We start from the raw sequence: 15,798 nt of genomic DNA, 5'->3' as shown, positions 1-15,798 counted from the left end.
TGATGCCGCCGCCTCCGCCGCCGTACTCCTCGGGGAGGTTGACGCCCAGGTAGCCGAGCCGCGCGGCCTCCGCCCACAGGTCGTCGGTGTGCCGGCCCTCGGCGACGACGGCGGCGAAGTACTCGCGGCCGTAGCGGCGGCCCAGCGCGGCCACGGCGTCGCGCAGGGCGCGGTGTTCCTCGGTCTCGATCACAGGGCTGTTCATGACGGCTCCTTGTGTGCGTGGGTGAGGTGCGTGCGGTCCGTACAGGCCCCTAGTCCGTGACCACAGCGAGCAGTGCGCCCACCTCGACCTGCTGGCCGGTGCGGGCGGGCAGTGCGGTGAGGGTGCCGGCGGCCGGTGCGGTGATCTTGTGTTCCATCTTCATCGCCTCCAGCCAGAGCAGCGGCTGGCCCGGCTCGACCCGGGCACCCTCGGCCAGTCCGTCGGCGATACGGACCACCGTGCCGGGCATGGGGGCCAGCAGCGAGCCCGGCTCCGTACGGGGGGCGGGGTCGGGGAAGCGGGGCAGCGCGGTCAGGGCCCAGGAGCCGTGCGGGGTGTCGACGTGCACCCGGTCGCCGTAGCGCGCGACGGTGAACTCCCGGCGTAGGTCGTCCACTTCGAGCACCACGCGCTCCTGGGAGGAGGCCAGCAGGCGCACGCCGGGGAAGTCCTCGGCGTGCAGCCCGTCGCGGCCCAGCCGGTAGCGGATCTCGTGCGTCGTGCCGTCGCAGTCGTAGGTCTTGGTCTGCGGTGCGGAGGGGACGTTGCGGAAGCCGCCGAAGCGGGAGCGTCCGTGGGCGTCGGCGAGCGCCGCGGCGAGCGCGGCGGTCCGCGCCGCCGCGGGGTCCTCGTCCTCGGTCAGCTCCGCCAGGTTGCGGTCGTAGAAGCCGGTGTCCAGGCCCGTGGCGGCGGTGAACTCCGGGTGGCGCAGGGAGCGGACGAGCAGTGCGCGGTTGGTGGCGGGGCCGTGGATGCGGGCGCGTTCCAGGGCGCCCGCCAGCTTGCGCAGGGCCTCGTCGCGGGTCGGTGCCCAGGCGACGGCCTTGGCGAGCAGGGGGTCGTAGTGGACGGTGACGGTGTCGCCGCCGGTGACGCCGGAGTCCAGGCGGATGCCGTCGGGCAGCTCGATGCGGTGCAGGGTGCCGGTCTGCGGCTGCCAGCCGGCCGCCGGGTCCTCGGCGTAGAGGCGGGCCTCCACGGCGTGGCCCGAGGGGTTGGGCGGGCACGGGTCGAGCGGCCGGCCCTCGGCCACCCGTATCTGCAGGGCGACCAGGTCGAGGCGGTAGATCTCCTCGGTGACCGGGTGCTCGACCTGCAGGCGGGTGTTCATCTCCAGGAAGTACGCCCGGCCTTCGGCCGACACCAGGAACTCGACGGTGCCCGCGCCGCGGTAGCCGATGGCGCGGGCGGCCCGCTCCGCGGCCGTGCGCAGGCTCTCGCGCAGCGCGTCGGGCAGGGCCGGGGCGGGCGCCTCCTCGATGACCTTCTGGTGGCGGCGCTGGAGGGAGCAGTCGCGGGTGCCGAGCGTCCAGACGGTGCCGTGCGCGTCGGCGAGGATCTGCACCTCGATGTGGCGTCCGCCGACGACGTACGGCTCGACGAAGACCTCGCCGTCCCCGAAGGCGGCCGCCGCCTCGGCGCCGGCGGCCTTCAACGCGGCGTCCAGGTCGCCGAGTTCGCTGATCACGCGCATACCGCGGCCGCCGCCGCCCGCGGCGGCCTTCACCAGCAGGGGCAGCTCGGCCGCGGTGGCGGCGGCCGGGTCGACGGGCGCCAGCAGCGGCACTCCGGCCGCCGCCATCAGCTCCTTGGCCCGGGTCTTGGAGGCCATCGCCTCGATGGCGGCGGGCGGCGGGCCGATCCAGGTCAGGCCCGCGTCGGCCACCGCCGCCGCGAAGCCGGCGTTCTCGGAGAGGAAGCCGTATCCGGGGTGGACGGCGTCGGCGCCCGCGGCCCGTGCGGCCCGCACGATCAGATCGCCGCGCAGGTAGGTGTCGGCCGGGGCGGTGCCGGGCAGCCGTACGGCGGTGTCGGCCTCGCGGACGTGGGGCGCGCCGGCGTCGGCGTCGGAGTGCACGGCGACGGTGGCGATGCCCAGTTCGCGGCACGTACGGAAGATGCGGCGGGCGATTTCGCCGCGGTTGGCGACCAGGACGGAACGGATCACTGCTGCCTCACATCCGGAAGACGCCGAAGCCGCCCCGCGCGCCCTCGACGGGCGCGGTGTGCAGGGCGGACAGGCACAGGCCGAGGACGGTGCGGGTGTCGCGCGGGTCGATGACGCCGTCGTCGTAGAGCCGCCCGGACAGGAACATCGGCAGCGACTCCGACTCGATCTGCTGCTCCACCATGGCGCGCAGGGAGGCGTCGGCCTCGTCGTCGTAGGGCTGCCCCTTGGCGGCCGCCGAGGCGCGGGCGACGATCGAGAGCACACCGGCCAGCTGCTGCGGGCCCATGACGGCGGACTTGGCGCTCGGCCAGGCGAACAGGAACCGGGGGTCGAAGGCGCGGCCGCACATGCCGTAGTGGCCCGCGCCGTAGGAGGCCCCCATCAGGACGGACAGATGCGGGACCTTCGAGTTCGACACCGCGTTGATCATCATCGCGCCGTGCTTGATGATGCCGCCCTGCTCGTACTCCTTGCCGACCATGTAGCCGGTGGTGTTGTGGAGGAAGAGGAGGGGGATGTCGCGCTGGTTGGCCAGCTGGATGAACTGTGCGGCCTTCTGGGACTCCGCACTGAACAGGACGCCCTGCGCATTGGCGAGGATCCCGACGGGGTAGCCGTGCAGCTCGGCCCAGCCGGTGGCCAGGCTCGGCCCGTACAGCGGCTTGAACTCGTCGAAGTCCGAGCCGTCCACGATCCGGGCGATGACCTCGCGCGGGTCGAAGGGCGCCTTGAGGTCGCCGGGGACGATGCCGAGCAGTTCGTCCTCGTCGCAGGCGGGCGGCGCCGCGGGGCCCGGATCGGGGTGCGCCTTGCGCCAGTTGAGGCGGGCGACCACCCGCCGCGCCCGGCGCAGCGCGTCGGGTTCGTCCACCGCGAAGTGGTCCGCGAGGCCCGACGTACGGGCGTGCATCTCGGCCCCGCCCAGCGACTCGTCGTCGCTCTCCTCGCCGGTCGCCATCTTCACCAGCGGCGGCCCGCCCAGGAAGACCTTCGCCTGCTCCTTGACCATGATGACGTGGTCGGACATGCCGGGGACGTAGGCGCCCCCGGCGGTGGAGTTGCCGAAGACCACGGCCACGGTGGGGATGCCGGCCGCCGACAGCCGGGTGAGGTCCCTGAACAGCGCCCCGCCCGGGATGAAGATCTCCTTCTGGCTGGGCAGATCGGCGCCGCCGGACTCGACGAGGGAGACCACCGGCAGCCGGTTGGCGAAGGCGATCTCGTTCGCGCGCAGGGCCTTCTTCAGCGTCCAGGGGTTGGAGGCGCCGCCGCGCACGGTCGGGTCGTTGGCGGTGATCAGGCACTCCACGCCCTCGATGACGCCGATGCCGGTGACCAGCGAGGCGCCGACCTGATAGTCGCTGCCCCAGGCCGCGAGCGGCGACAGCTCCAGGAAGGGGGTGTCGGGGTCGACGAGCAGCTCGATCCGCTCCCGGGCGAGCAGCTTGCCGCGCCCCCGGTGCCGGTCGACGTACTTCTCGCCGCCGCCCGCGACCGCCTTGGCGTGCTCGGCCTCCAGGTCCGCCAGCCTGGCGAGCATCGCCGCCCGGCGCTCGGTGTACTCGGCGCCCGTCGGGTCAACGCCGGTTGTCAGCACGGTCACAGGAGTTCCTCCGGTATGTCCATGTGCCGCGCGCGCAGCCACTCCCCCAGGGCCTTGGCCTGCGGGTCGAACCGGGCCTGTGCCGCGACGCCCTCGCCGAGCAGGCCCTCGACCACGAAGTTGAGCGCGCGCAGATTCGGCAGTACGTGCCGGTCGACCGGCAGCGGGGCGGTCTCCGGGAGCAGTTGCCGCAGCCGTTCGACGGTCAGCGTGTGCGCCAGCCAGCGCCATGCCGCGTCGCTGCGGGCCCACACCCCGACGTTCGCCGAGCCGCCCTTGTCGCCGCTGCGGGCCCCGGCGATCAGCCCGAGCGGCGCCCGGCGGGTGGGCCCGGCGGGCGGCGGTCCGGGCGGGGGCGGGTCCGGCAGCCGCACCACCTTCCGGGTCTCGCGCGGCGGGGGGACGTCGATCCGGGTGCCGTCCGGCAGTACGGCGCGGTGCGGCACCTCACCGGCCGGCACGGGCAGCGCCTCGAACACCCCGTAGGGGGAGCCCCTGCCGGGCGGCGCGGTGACGTGGAAGCCGGGGTAACTGGCCAGCGCCAGCTCGATCGCGGCGCCGCTGACCGTCCGCCCCACCGCGTCCTGGTCGGTGTCCCGCACCACCAGGTGCAGCAGCGCGGCGGCCTCCTCCTGGACGTCGGCGTCGGCCCGGTCGGTGCGCGCCAGCGTCCAGCGCACCTGGGCCGGGCGGCGCCCCGCGGCCTCGAACGCGGCCTCCATCTGCGCCCTGACCAGCTCCGCCTTGGCCTCGACGGCCAGCCCGGTCAGGGCGAAGGTCACCTCGTTGCGCCAGCCGCCCAGGCGGGTCAGCCCGGCCTTGAGGTCCGGCGGCGGCGCCTCGCCGCGCACCCCCTCGATCCGGACCCGGTCGGGCGCCTGGGCCACCAGCCGTACGGTGTCCAGCCGCGCGGTGACGTCGGGCCCGGCGTAGCGCGCGCCGGAGGTCTCGTAGAGCAGCTGGGCGGTGACGGTGCCGAGGTCGACCGTGCCGCCCGTCCCCGGGTGTTTGGTGATCACCGCCGAGCCGTCCCGGGCGATCTCGGCAAGCGGAAAGCCCGGCCGCAGCAGGTCGTGGTCCCCGAAGAACGCGTAGTTCCCGCCGGTCGCCTGGGTTCCGCACTCCAGCACATGCCCGGCCACCACGGCACCGGCCAGCTGGTCCAGGTCCTGCGGCCGCCAGCCGAAGTGTGCCTGGGCCGCGCCGCTGACCAGCGCGGCGTCGGTGACCCGGCCGGTCACCACCACATCGGCCCCGGCCCGCAGGCACGCGGCGATCCCGCCGCCGCCCAGATAGGCGTTGGCGGTCAGCACGCCCTCGCCCCACCCTGCCCTTCCCCGGCCGGGGCCGTCCCCTCGTGCCAGCAGGTCATCGCCCTCGACGTGCGCCACCCTGACCGCGACCCCGACCTTGCCGGCCAACTCCCTTACGGCATCGGCGAGTCCGGACGGGTTGAGGCCGCCCGCGTTGGTGACGATGCGCACCCCGCGCTCGGCGGCCAGTGCCAGGCCCTCCTCCAGCTGGCGCAGAAAGGTCGTGGCGTAGCCGCGGGCGGGGTCCTTGAGGCGGTCGCGGCCGAGGATCAGCATGGTCAGCTCGGCGAGGTAGTCGCCGGTCAGCACGTCCAGGGGGCCGCCGGTGAGCATCTCGCGCAGCGCGTCGAAGCGGTCGCCGTAGAAGCCGGAGGCGTTGCCGACGCGGAGGAGGCCGGGGTCTTCCCCTACGGGGCGTACGGGGGCAGCCGGGGGCCGGGGAGCCGGGGACGGGGCGGCCGGGGACGGCCCGGCCGGGGCACCGTCGCCGCTCACGCGGTTTGGTCCTTCCCCGAGGGGGTGCGTCCCGCCGAGGGCGCGCGGCCCTTGCCCGGCGGGCCCGCGAAGGCCTGCGCGATGCCCAGCCAGCGCTCCGCCTCCGCCCCCTCGGCGCGTACGGAGGGCAGCTCGGCGCGGTCCGCCCGCTGGGTCACCAGCAGGCAGAACTCCAGCGCGCTGCCGGTCACCCGCTGCGCGGCGCCGGGCGGCCCGTACTCCCACACCTCCCCGTGCTCACGGGACCCCGACGGCGCCCGCAGCTCCACCCTGAACTCCTCCTCGGGAGGGGTGAGCCGGTGCAGCGCATAGGCGAAGTCGCGGGTGCGCACCCCGATCCGCGCGATATGCCGCAGCCGCGCGGTGGGCAGCCGTGTCACGCCGAGCGCGTCGGCGACGTCCTGGCCGTGCGCCCAGGTCTCCATCAGCCGCGCGGTGGCCATCGACGCGACGCTCATCGGCGGGCCGTACCACGGCAGCTTCTCGCCCGTCGGGCGTGCGGCGAGCACCCGCTGCAGTTCGTCGCGGCCGGTGCGCCAGCCGGCCAGCAGCTTCGCGGGCGGTGTGTGCGCACCGGCCTCGGCGGCCTCGTCGACGAAGGTCAGCGGCGAGGCCAGCGCCTCCCGGGCGCCGCGCGCGAACCCCTCCGGGTCGGCGGCCGAGAGCAGCGCCTGCCGGTCGGTCCACGCCAGATGCGCGATCTGATGGGCGATGGTCCATCCCTCGGCGGGCGTCGGCGTCCGCCAGCGCGCAGCCGGCAGCCCGGCGACCAGCGCGTCCAGCTCCTCGCTCTCCGCCCTGAGATCGGCCAGTACGGCACCGGGATCGGACACGCGGCACTCCCCTCGTCGACCCAACCGCCTTGCGGCCAGGGCGAGTTGACAGGCGTTGTGGTGCGTGGTGCGTGGTGCGTTGCGGGGTCCCGTGGGTGACGGGTTCCGCCCCGAGGGTGGCAGCGCGCCGGGAAACAATCAAGCACGCCTGCATGATTCAGTCAGGCGTGCCCGATGCCGGGTGATGCTCAGGGGGTCGGGTGATGCCCAGGGTGTCGGGTGATGCCCAGGGTGTCGGTTGATGCCCAGGGTGTCGGTTGATGCTCAGGAGGTCGGGTCAGTGATGGCGGGCCGCCGACCGCACCGCGCCCACACTGGCGACGACGACGAGTCCGATCGCCGCGATCTCCGCCCAGCCCAGGGCCTGCCCCAGGACCAGGAAGCCGGCGGTGGCCGCCGCGGCCGGCTCCAGGCTCATCATCACCGCGAAGCCGGACGCGGGCAGCCTGCGCAGGGCGCGCAGCTCCAGGGTGTAGGGCAGCACGGACGACATCAGCGCGACCGCCGCGCCCAGGCCCAGGGTGACCGGATCCAGCAGCGCGGCGCCCGCGCCCAAGATGCCCAGCGGCAGGCTGAGCACGGCGGCGACGGTCATCGCCAGTGCCAGCCCGTCCGCCTGCGGGAAGCGCGCTCCCGTACGGGCGGAGAGCAGGATGTACGCGGCCCACAGGCCGCCGGCCGCCAGGGCGCAGGACGCGCCGAGGAGGTTGAGCCCGTCGAACCCTTCGCGGCCCAGCAGTACGACCCCGCCCAGTGCCAGCGCCGCCCACAGCAGACTGAGCAGCCGGCGCGAGGTGGCCACCGACAGGATCAGCGGTCCGAGGAACTCCAGGGTGACCGCGGCGCCCAGCGGGATCCGGTCGATCGCCTGGTAGAAGAGCGAGTTCATCCCGGTCAGCGCGACGCCGAACGCGACGACCGTGGCCCAGTCGCCCCGTGTGTGGCCGCGCACCCGGGGACGGCAGACGAGGAGCAGGACGAGCGAGGCGACGACCAGCCGCAGGGTGACCACGCCCAGCGCACCGGCCCGCGGGAAGAGCAGCACCGCCACCGAGGAGCCGAACTGCAGCGAGACGATCCCGCCGATCACCATCGCCACCGACGCGATCCGCCCGCGCGCCCCCGCCGCACCGGCCCGGCTGGCCTCGGCCTCCGCCGTCCGCACCTCGGGCGACGGCGGTACGGGGTGCGGGATCTCCCCGTCGCCGGGGTGCGGGATCTCCCGGTCGCCCGGGGTCGGGACGGTCATGTCGACGTCAGTGGCGGGTATGCGTCCCTCAGGACCGGCAGGCGAAGCGTTCACCCCACCACGCTAAAGCCCCCTCTTCCGGTCCGTGAAATGCCGTTTCCCCTGTTGTTATGCTCCGCGCGCATGACCATCGAGCTGCGTCACTTCCGCTGCTTTCTCGCCATCGCCGACACGCTCAGCGTGACCCGTGCCGCCGAACGCCTGCATCTGACCCAGCCGGCGGTCTCCCGTACGCTCCGCCAGCTCGAACAGGAACTGGGGCTCCGCCTCGTCGACCGCTCCACCCACCACCTCGCGCTCACCCCCGACGGCCTCGCCTTCCGCGACCGGGCGGCGGTCGCGGTGGCCGCCGTCGACCGGGCCCTCGGCCTCGCGCACCGCGCCGCCTGGCCGCTGCGCGTGGGCCACGCCTGGTCGGCGGCCGGTACGGACACCACCGCCCTGCTGCGCCGCTGGCGCCGGGAGCACCCCAACACCCCGCTCGAACTCCTGCGCATCGACGACCGTACGGCGGGCCTGGCCCGCGGCGACGTGGACGCCGCCCTGCTGCGCGGCGAGGTCCGCACCCCCGGCCTGCTCACCGAGCAGCTCGGCACCGAGCCCCGGGTCGCCGGCCTGCCCGCCGACGACCCGCTGGCCCACCGCGCCGCCCTCTCCCTCGCCGAGCTCGCCGACCGCACCATCGCGCTCAACACGGTCTCCGGCATCACCACCCTCGACCTGTGGCCGCCCGCGGCACGCCCCGCCTCGACGATCACCATCGGCAACACCGACGACTGGCTGGCCGCCATCACCGGCGGCCGCGCCGTCGGCGTCACCACCTCCGCCACCGCGGAGATGCACCCCCACCCCGCGATGGCGTACGTCCCCCTCACCGACGCCCCACCCGTCCCGGTGGTCATCGCCTGGCGCGACGGACCGGGCCACCCCGCCATCCCGGACCTGATCGCACTGGCCCGCGAGGTCATGGGCCACCCCCGCCCCCAGCCGTAGCCCGGCACCGCCGCTCCGGCGTACGCCCCTCCGGCTCCCGCCCGCCACTGTCAGACCCCCCTGCCACCATGCCCCCATGACCTCCACCCCCACTCCACGCCCAGCACCCACCCCCTCTCCCGAACGCACCATGCCCCCCTTGGACGCCGACGAGCGGACCTCCCTGGAGAGCTGGCTCGACTTCTACCGCGCCACCCTCGCCCTCAAATGCGAGGGCCTGGAGGAGTCCCAGCTCCGCGAGGCCTCCGCGGGCCCGTCCCCGATCACCCTGCTCGGCCTCGTCCAGCACATGGCCGAGGTCGAACGCAACTGGTTCCGCCGGGTCCTGGCCCAGGAACCCGCCCCGCCGCTCTTCACGCCCCAAACCCCCGGCGCCCCCGGACCCCGGCCCCACGACGGCGGCTTCGACCTCGCCGACACGGCCACCTACGCCCACGCCTTCCCCCTGTGGCAGACCGAGATCCACCACGCCCGCCACAACTGCGCCGCCCGCGCCCTGGACGACACCGCCCCCTTCATGGACGGCCGCGTCACCCTCCGCTGGATCTACACCCACATGATCGCCGAGTACGCCCGCCACTGCGGCCACGCCGACCTCATCCGCGAACGCATCGACGGCCGGACGGGGGTCTGACAGCCAATGGGCTGGGCGCGGCCCGTTCCGCTACAGCGGGCAGGAGTACTCCGGACGCACCCGGTGCGGGCTGCAAGCGATCAGATTGAGCGAGAGAAAACGATCGCCGCTCACCCACCACCCGCCGACGCGGTCCTCCCCGGCGGCCAGGATCCGTACGGTCTCCTCGTACTGCTCCCACGAACGCTCCACCGTGCAGGAACCGGCGAAGAGCTCGGCGTACCGGCCCAGTTGCCCGGCATACCAGTCAGCTCCCTCCTTGGGTTCGTGGAAGGTCCCCTCGATCCGGGAGGCCGGCTTCAGCAACCAGTCCGCGCACTCCAGCGGCATCACCTGTGCGGTCCGGAACTCCGGGTGACCCGGGCGCCGGTGAGCATCGCCCGGCTTGACGAGGACATCACCGTGCCCGAGCCAGACGTAGGCGTGGTGGTGGGGTCGCGCCATTTCACTCCTGCCAGATACCGGTGCGCACTGCCACGCTCCGGCAGCTCGTCGCCGAACACTTGAGAGAAGACGGCCTCTGCCCGCGTACGAACACATCCCCGGACACGGGCAGGGGCCTGCCTGATCACGGGCATCCGAGGGCCACGGCCGCCCGCTGACTACTGACGACCGCAGCCGTCCCCGTCACCGCACCCTCCGCTGGGGTCGCCGTCCTGGCCGTCGTCCTCGTCGCCGCCGTACTTGACCGGGTCGAGGCGGTATCGCATGGTGATCTCCTCGGTGCTGTGTCGGCGCACGGTCGGTCCGCGCGTCGTCGTGCACTTGCGAGGGCCCCTCAGCGGGCCCGCCCGCTCCGGCCGTGCCCTGCCAGGGATATGACGGCCGGAGCGGGAGTTCTTCGCAGCTGCCGCGAACCCGCGCCCAGGTTCAGGGCCCCTTCGCGTGCGCCGTCCGATGCCGGGCGATCAACACGTTGAAGTCGGTCACTTTGCTGAGATCTCGTTCCCCTGCGGCCTGCTGACGACCGCGCTCCAAGTCCCTGCACTTGGCGCATTTCAGCGTCGCGGGCGTGGTTGGGGAGCCGGGGTTGGACATACGGATGCCTCCATCGGGCGCGGTTGAGACCAGGCGCGGCCACCACATCCGGCCGCGCGGCAGAGCTGCACGGATGACGACGCTATGGACCTCGCGTACCCGGTCGCCATCAGTGTGCAGATATGTGCATGAAGCCACTCCTACAGGCGAGTTGGCTGCTTTACGGTCTTGACCACGCCTCACGTGACCCGCAATCGTGATGCACATCAGCGCACAGCCGTAGGCCGGAAACCGGAGGACCGCTATGGCCGCACCGTCCGCATACCGTCCGCGCTGAAGGAGATCACCCGATGCCGCAGAGCGTGCGATCCACTGGGTTGCAGAACACTGCGCCACCGTCGTGGAAGGCTGACATGGATCTAACGGAATTTGACGAACTCATGGAGTCCGCTCAGCGCTCCGCCGTGTTCCTGCAAATGCGGGATGTGTACAACGTGAGCGAAGAAGCCGAGGACTTCGCCATTTGGCAGCGCACAGGCCAGCAAGACCTCGATCCCGATTCGAAATACTGGGCACCGTGGGTCAAAGTGATTTCCCGGGCCGTCGCGCGTGGCGTTGAGATCCGGAGAGCACGCATCGTTTCCGAACCGGTGTCCGACTCCATTCGGTACCTGCATCACGCCGTCGCCGTCAACAACCATGCAGGCGAACAGGTTCGCTGGCTTCCGCGCCGCCGTGCCTCCGATATTGCCCTCCCCGGCAACGACTTCTGGCTCTTCGACGAGCGCCTGATCCGGTGGAACCACTTCGACGGGGACGGCGCCGTGACGGTCCACGAGCACTCCGACGACCCTGCTACCGCCAAACTCTGCGCCGCCGCCTTCGAAGCAGTGTGGACAAGAGCCACTCCGCACGCCCAGTACGAGCTCCACTAACGGCACGGGGCAGAAGAAGAGCTCATCATGCACGGGAACAATCACAGGGATACCGACATCGCATTACGGTTCATCGGGGTCGACCCCCACTGCGAGGAGGGAGAAAGTCCCACGGTGTGAGTCGACCAGAAAAAGAAGGAAATCGTCCCCCAAGGCTGGAAGCCAGGCCGCGAACTCGAAGCGGAATGTGCCGCGTTCGAGCTCCCTGGCCATGCGAAGGGAATCCCGGACCATGAAGCCGTGATCCGCATCCCCGCCAGGATGACGCAGATGATCCGGGAGGCGTGCGATGCCGTCGACCGTCCCGAAGTTCAATGAGCTGATCTCCAAGTGCACGCGTTCAGCCGTGCACTTGGAGATGCGCGACTCCTACGCTGTCGACTACGAAAAGGGGCCCTTCGCCGACTGGAAGAATGGATTCCGACGCGATCCCGCAGACCGGGCATCATGGTGGCGTCCGTGGCACGACCTCATCCAAGAGACCGTGTCTCGCGGCGTCGTCGTGCGGCGGGCCCGTATCGTGTCGGAGCCGGTCAGCGAATACACCCGGTTCCTCTACGACGGCACCTTCACCAACGTCGCTGCCGGCGAACAGGTCCGCTGGCTCCCCCGCCGTCGTGCCTCCGACATTGCCCTCCCCGGCAACGACTTCTGGTTGTTCGACGAGCAACTGGTCCGTTGGAATCACTTCACCGGTGAGGGCGTCTCGGGCGGCCCAGAGATCACCGACGATCCTTCCGCGGCCAAACTGTGCGCAGACGCGTTCGAGGCCGTATGGTCGCGAGCCATACCGCACGACCGGTACGAGATCCGCTAGCAAAGGCACCGACTCAGCCAGCTCATGTCCGCCTCACCGTCCTCGTCTGCGCAAGCAGGTCGCGAAGCCGTTGCGCGTCGGCTACGCGATCTGCGCAAGAGCGCTGGCCTGACGGTCATCGAGCTGGCTGACCGGTGTGGCTGGCACCACGCGAAAACATCCCGCGTCGAGAACGCCCGGACCGCGCCCTCAACCAAGGACATCCGCCTATGGTGCCGAGCCTGCCAGGCGGACGACGAGGCAGAAGGCCTCATCGCACAATCCCTGCACGCTGAGTCGCTGTACACCGAGTGGCGGCACCAGGTGCGCAACGGCCTCAAGCAGTTGCAGAACCGTTCAGCCCAGTTCTTCCGCCAGACCACGTTGTTCCGGGTGTATTCATCAACCCTGATTCCAGGCCTTTTGCAAACCGAGGGATATGCGGCTGCCGTGCTGCGCAGGGTCGCCGAATTCCGGGGGCTCCCTTTCGACGACAGCGCGGAGGCGGCGCAGGCCCGGGTTGAGCGCTCCCGCGTCATCCACGAGCCGGGACGCCGGTTTGTACTCCTCATCGAAGAAGCAGCGCTGCACTACCGCACCGGGGATGCCGACACGATGGCGGGGCAGCTGGGCTACCTGCTTACAGCTGGTGCCCTGCCGGCCGTGTCGCTCGGCATCATCCCGATGGCAGCGCACAACCGGGTGCAGTCGCCGCGTGAGACCTTCCACGTGTACGACGACAGCCTGGTATCGGTTGAGCTGGTGTCAGCACGCGTAAGAGTCACCCAGCCCTCCGAAATCGCCCTGTACCTCAAGGCATTCGAGCAACTACGCAGCATGGCCGTGTACGGCGCGGAAGCACGGGCCCTCATTCTCAAGGCGCTTGAGGCGTTGCGCTGAGGCGACGGCGCACGACGGAGGCGTCCCGGAACGACCGAGCCACAGGCTCGGGAATGCTTCAGACCGCCGCAGACTCGTCAGCCTTCAGCGTCTCTATGAACGCGCCCCAAGCGCCGGTTTCGAAGAAGAGGCGAGCGCCGGCTGCATCCTTGCTGTCGCGTATGGCCGTGACACCAGGAACGTTCCGGGCAACCTCCACACACTCGCCCTGGGAACCGCTGTAGCTGGATTTGCGGAACTCGAATGCGGTCACCGGTTCTCCTTGATCAGGCTGGACAGCCGGGCGCGAGTGTCCTCGGGGGACAGCGCCTTCCTGCGCACGCTATCGAACAGCCCGCGGTGCCGGTTTGCGTCCTCCTCGCTCTCCAGCCACAGCCTGGAGCTGGCGGTCTCGACGTACACCACGTCCAGCGAAGCGGGTTCCTCAAAGCCCACGATCACAAACGGCCCGCTCATCGACGCGTGCGCCGCCGCCTCGAACGGCCAGACCTGGAGCTTGACGTTGGGCATGTGGGATGCCTCAAGCAGCTTTTCCAGCTGCGCCCGCATCACCGACGGGCCGCCTACCTGCTGGCGCAAGACCGCTTCAGAGAGCACCGCCCACAACTCCAGCGGCTCGTCATCCGTCAGCCGGGCCTGTCTGCCGATCCGCGCCGCAACGAACTGATCGACTTCGTCCGGATCCTCCCACGCGTCATCCGCAACGGTGACCGCACGGGCGTACTCGGGCGTCTGCAGCAGGCCCGGGACCAACTGGTTCTGGAACGTACGGATCCTGGACGCGCCTGCCTCCAGCTGGATGTACTCCAGTAGGTCGCCCAGGTCGGTGTACTCCTCCCACCAGCCCTTTGCGCGCCTGCGCTCGCGGTCCGCCTTGGCAAGGGCGAGTACGCGCTCCCTCTCGGGGCCGACGCGATCCAGCCCGTACAGGTCGCACAAGGCGTGCAGGTCAGGTTCACGGACGGGCGATACACCGCGCTCTATCTTGGCGATCTTTGTCTGGGTAGCCGTCAGGTGCCGCGCGGCCTGGGGCTGCGTCATCCCCTGGGCGTCACGGAGCTTGAGCAACTCCCCGCCGAGCTTCCTTCCCAGGACCGTGGACTTCCGCCCTGCGCTTGCCTGTTGACCCGTCACCTCTGACCTCCCGTAAACGGTGAGCCCAGTCTCCAGTTGCCCAACTCGGCGCCGCAACCTCGATCTTGAGGCTATCACTCTGGGGAATTAATTCCCCAGATTTACTTGCACGCCTGCTGCGGCCGCTGCCACCGTGGGTGGCATCCCGTAACGCTGCGGCATTCGCCCAGCACTGCGGTTCTCCAGTCGCGCTCCCCAGGGGGATGGCTATGTCCACACGCGCCCGACCAGCAGCAACACGACTGACCTCCGTCCATGCGCCTGCCGCGGACTTCCGCTTTCCCAGCGAGGGCCGTAGCGCCGGACGAGCCCGCGAAGCGCTGCGCCGCCAGCTCCGCTCCTGGCGCCTCTCCGGTGAACCCGCTGACGTCGCCGAGCTGTTGGTGTCCGAGCTGGTCGCCAATGCCGTGAAGGCGCAAGCGCCCGCCGGGGCGGAGATCGACGTCCGGTTCGCGTTGTCGGACGGGCGGCTGCGGCTGGAGGTGCATGACGCGAGTGACGAACTACCCGTGATGAAGAAAGCCGAGGAGGACGAAGAATGCGGGCGTGGTTTGGTGCTGGTGGACGCCTTGGCCAGTGGTTGGGGCGTCGAGGATCAGGACGGCATCGGCAAGACCGTGTGGGCCGAGTTGACCGTGTGCGACGCCCCGGTGCTCGGCCAGTCCATGTCAGTACGGCACCGAGCATGACGGCCCCGGAGGGCATGACGGCCCGGGAGGGCATGCCGTTCCGGGCCGACGCCACGGTCCGGCCTCCGGCCGGGGCTCCGGTCACACTCGGCAGCTGGAAGTCGTACTCACCGGGCAGGACCCTGGGGTGGCTCCGTAAGCGGGCGGAGCAGGTGGCCCGGCAGTTAGGCGCGCCGTACGACCAGGCGGTGCGGGCGTGGTCGGACGATGCGGTCGAGTACCGCTGGGCGCTGGACAGGCTGGCGGCCGGGATCCCGTTTGTTGTCAGGGCAGTTGACGGTCAGGGGCGCACATATGCCTTCGTCGCCCGGCCGGACGAGGATCTCGGCAGGGTGATGCGGGCTCCGCTCCCGGCCTCCGGTGGTCAGGGGGCGGCATGGAGCGCGAAGTAGCCGGGGACGCGGCCCTCACCACGCCCGGGTTCTGGTGTGAGCGGTTTGTGTATCGCTCGTCCGACGCGGACGACCTGGCGTCTTGGACGGGCGTAGCCGCGCAATGCCCCGTGCGGGCGGTCCGGCTCATCAGTGCGGATGCACGGAGGCTGGCCATGACCGCCGACCTCACCGCGCGCGAGCGGCAGCGATTGCTGGGGCCGGTCAGCGTTCACGGGCAAGTAGGTGCCATGGGAGCACTCCGGCGAGGCGAGTCCTGCGGCCTGGCGCTCAAGTGCGGTGGGGCGTGGGTGGAATGGACGGTCAGGCCCGTTCTGCTCTTGCCGCTGACGGATACGTGCACCAAGGGGGTGGGTCGATGCCGATGCGCCGGCAGCGGGAGTTGAACCAGCGTGTGAAGCGGCTTGCCCGCCACTTCCCTCCGGGGCAAGAGCCTTCTCCGGCCACCGTGTTGAAGGGATTCCGGCGGCTCCGTGCTGCGCTGGGCCGGGGAGCAGAGCACGGCGGGGAGGACGAGAACAGCTGAATGCTCGGCCCAGAACCGTCACCGTCCCGGCCGTCCGCTCTCCCACGGCGGGCGGCCGGGGCCTTCCACGGGTGGGTGGCGGGGGTGGGTGGCGGGGGTGGGTGGCGGGGGTGGGTGCCCGCCTCCGCGCCCGCGCCCGCCCCCGCCTCCTCCGCCGCGTCGAGGTTCAGCA

At 71.4% G+C, this 15,798-nt stretch carries 16 protein-coding genes and 1 pseudogene; 8 read left to right on the top strand and 9 right to left on the bottom strand.

The genetic code is table 11. The annotated features are described in order from the left end of the window. From ACWD6P_RS35320 to ACWD6P_RS35295, 6 genes are all read right to left on the bottom strand, one after another. A partial coding sequence (locus tag ACWD6P_RS35320; RefSeq protein ID WP_451448306.1) for an acyl-CoA dehydrogenase family protein occupies positions 1 to 205 on the bottom strand: 205 nt, incomplete at its 3' end. Between the two features lie 49 nt (positions 206 to 254). Continuing rightward, positions 255 to 2,153 carry an acetyl/propionyl/methylcrotonyl-CoA carboxylase subunit alpha gene (locus tag ACWD6P_RS35315; RefSeq protein WP_451448305.1) on the bottom strand — a complete coding sequence of 633 codons (1,899 nt, stop codon included), beginning with the start codon at positions 2,151 to 2,153 and terminating at the stop codon, positions 255 to 257. Positions 2,154 to 2,160: 7 nt separating this feature from the next. Beyond that, on the bottom strand, positions 2,161 to 3,759 hold the full coding sequence (locus ACWD6P_RS35310; RefSeq protein ID WP_451448304.1) for an acyl-CoA carboxylase subunit beta: 1,599 nt from the start codon (positions 3,757 to 3,759) through the stop codon (positions 2,161 to 2,163). Beyond that, positions 3,756 to 5,567, bottom strand: coding sequence for an acyclic terpene utilization AtuA family protein (locus ACWD6P_RS35305; RefSeq protein WP_451448303.1), 1,812 nt, complete (start codon positions 5,565 to 5,567; stop codon positions 3,756 to 3,758). The genes ACWD6P_RS35310 and ACWD6P_RS35305 overlap by 4 nt, the downstream gene beginning before the upstream one ends. Then, positions 5,564 to 6,400, bottom strand: a complete 837-nt coding sequence (locus ACWD6P_RS35300; RefSeq protein WP_451448302.1) for a TIGR03084 family metal-binding protein — start codon at positions 6,398 to 6,400, stop codon at positions 5,564 to 5,566. Before ACWD6P_RS35300 ends, ACWD6P_RS35305 begins: the two co-directional genes overlap by 4 nt. A 277-nt stretch (positions 6,401 to 6,677) precedes the next feature. Continuing rightward, the gene (locus ACWD6P_RS35295; RefSeq protein WP_451448308.1) at positions 6,678 to 7,649 is read right to left on the bottom strand and encodes an EamA family transporter; all 972 of its coding nucleotides are present in this window, start codon (positions 7,647 to 7,649) and stop codon (positions 6,678 to 6,680) included. Between the two features lie 123 nt (positions 7,650 to 7,772). On the opposite strand from ACWD6P_RS35295, the gene ACWD6P_RS35290 reads away from it, so the two are divergent. Beyond that, entirely contained in the window at positions 7,773 to 8,642 is an 870-nt protein-coding gene (locus tag ACWD6P_RS35290) for a LysR family transcriptional regulator (RefSeq protein WP_451448301.1), read from the top strand. Positions 8,643 to 8,718: 76 nt separating this feature from the next. Then, positions 8,719 to 9,276, top strand: a complete 558-nt coding sequence (locus ACWD6P_RS35285) for a DinB family protein (protein WP_451448300.1) — start codon at positions 8,719 to 8,721, stop codon at positions 9,274 to 9,276. Positions 9,277 to 9,306: 30 nt separating this feature from the next. Here ACWD6P_RS35285 and ACWD6P_RS35280 read toward each other — a convergent pair whose 3' ends face one another. Beyond that, positions 9,307 to 9,720: a hypothetical protein gene (locus tag ACWD6P_RS35280; RefSeq protein WP_451448299.1), complete on the bottom strand. Its 414-nt coding sequence runs from the start codon at positions 9,718 to 9,720 to the stop codon at positions 9,307 to 9,309. A 947-nt stretch (positions 9,721 to 10,667) separates the two neighbouring features. Here ACWD6P_RS35280 and ACWD6P_RS35275 point away from each other — a divergent pair. The 4 genes and pseudogenes from ACWD6P_RS35275 (at position 10,668) to ACWD6P_RS35260 (ending at position 12,885) form a co-directional block, all read left to right on the top strand. Next, entirely contained in the window at positions 10,668 to 11,189 is a 522-nt protein-coding gene (locus tag ACWD6P_RS35275; protein WP_451448307.1) for a DUF6879 family protein, read from the top strand. Positions 11,190 to 11,246: 57 nt separating this feature from the next. Next, positions 11,247 to 11,507: pseudogene (locus ACWD6P_RS35270) on the top strand (hypothetical protein). Continuing rightward, positions 11,479 to 12,006, top strand: a complete 528-nt coding sequence (locus ACWD6P_RS35265) for a DUF6879 family protein (protein ID WP_451448298.1) — start codon at positions 11,479 to 11,481, stop codon at positions 12,004 to 12,006. The pseudogene ACWD6P_RS35270 and the gene ACWD6P_RS35265 overlap by 29 nt, the downstream one beginning before the upstream one ends. 24 nt (positions 12,007 to 12,030) lie before the next feature. Then, positions 12,031 to 12,885 carry a helix-turn-helix domain-containing protein gene (locus ACWD6P_RS35260; RefSeq protein ID WP_451448297.1) on the top strand — a complete coding sequence of 285 codons (855 nt, stop codon included), beginning with the start codon at positions 12,031 to 12,033 and terminating at the stop codon, positions 12,883 to 12,885. 58 nt (positions 12,886 to 12,943) lie between these two features. Here ACWD6P_RS35260 and ACWD6P_RS35255 read toward each other — a convergent pair whose 3' ends face one another. Both ACWD6P_RS35255 and ACWD6P_RS35250 read right to left on the bottom strand, forming a co-directional pair. Further along, entirely contained in the window at positions 12,944 to 13,138 is a 195-nt protein-coding gene (locus ACWD6P_RS35255; protein WP_451448296.1) for a DUF397 domain-containing protein, read from the bottom strand. Continuing rightward, positions 13,135 to 14,019, bottom strand: coding sequence for a helix-turn-helix domain-containing protein (locus tag ACWD6P_RS35250; protein ID WP_451448295.1), 885 nt, complete (start codon positions 14,017 to 14,019; stop codon positions 13,135 to 13,137). Before ACWD6P_RS35250 ends, ACWD6P_RS35255 begins: the two co-directional genes overlap by 4 nt. A 209-nt stretch (positions 14,020 to 14,228) precedes the next feature. Between ACWD6P_RS35250 and ACWD6P_RS35245 the strand changes: the two genes are divergently transcribed. Both ACWD6P_RS35245 and ACWD6P_RS35240 read left to right on the top strand, forming a co-directional pair. Next, positions 14,229 to 14,708 carry an ATP-binding protein gene (locus ACWD6P_RS35245; RefSeq protein WP_451448294.1) on the top strand — a complete coding sequence of 160 codons (480 nt, stop codon included), beginning with the start codon at positions 14,229 to 14,231 and terminating at the stop codon, positions 14,706 to 14,708. Then, the gene (locus ACWD6P_RS35240) at positions 14,705 to 15,100 is read left to right on the top strand and encodes a hypothetical protein (RefSeq protein WP_451448293.1); all 396 of its coding nucleotides are present in this window, start codon (positions 14,705 to 14,707) and stop codon (positions 15,098 to 15,100) included. The genes ACWD6P_RS35245 and ACWD6P_RS35240 overlap by 4 nt, the downstream gene beginning before the upstream one ends. Positions 15,101 to 15,798 lie beyond the last annotated feature (698 nt).

This window comes from Streptomyces sp. NPDC002446 (genome assembly GCF_053595675.1).
Note: the sequence above shows the minus strand (reverse complement) of the source record. Positions and strands in the feature narration are given on the sequence as shown.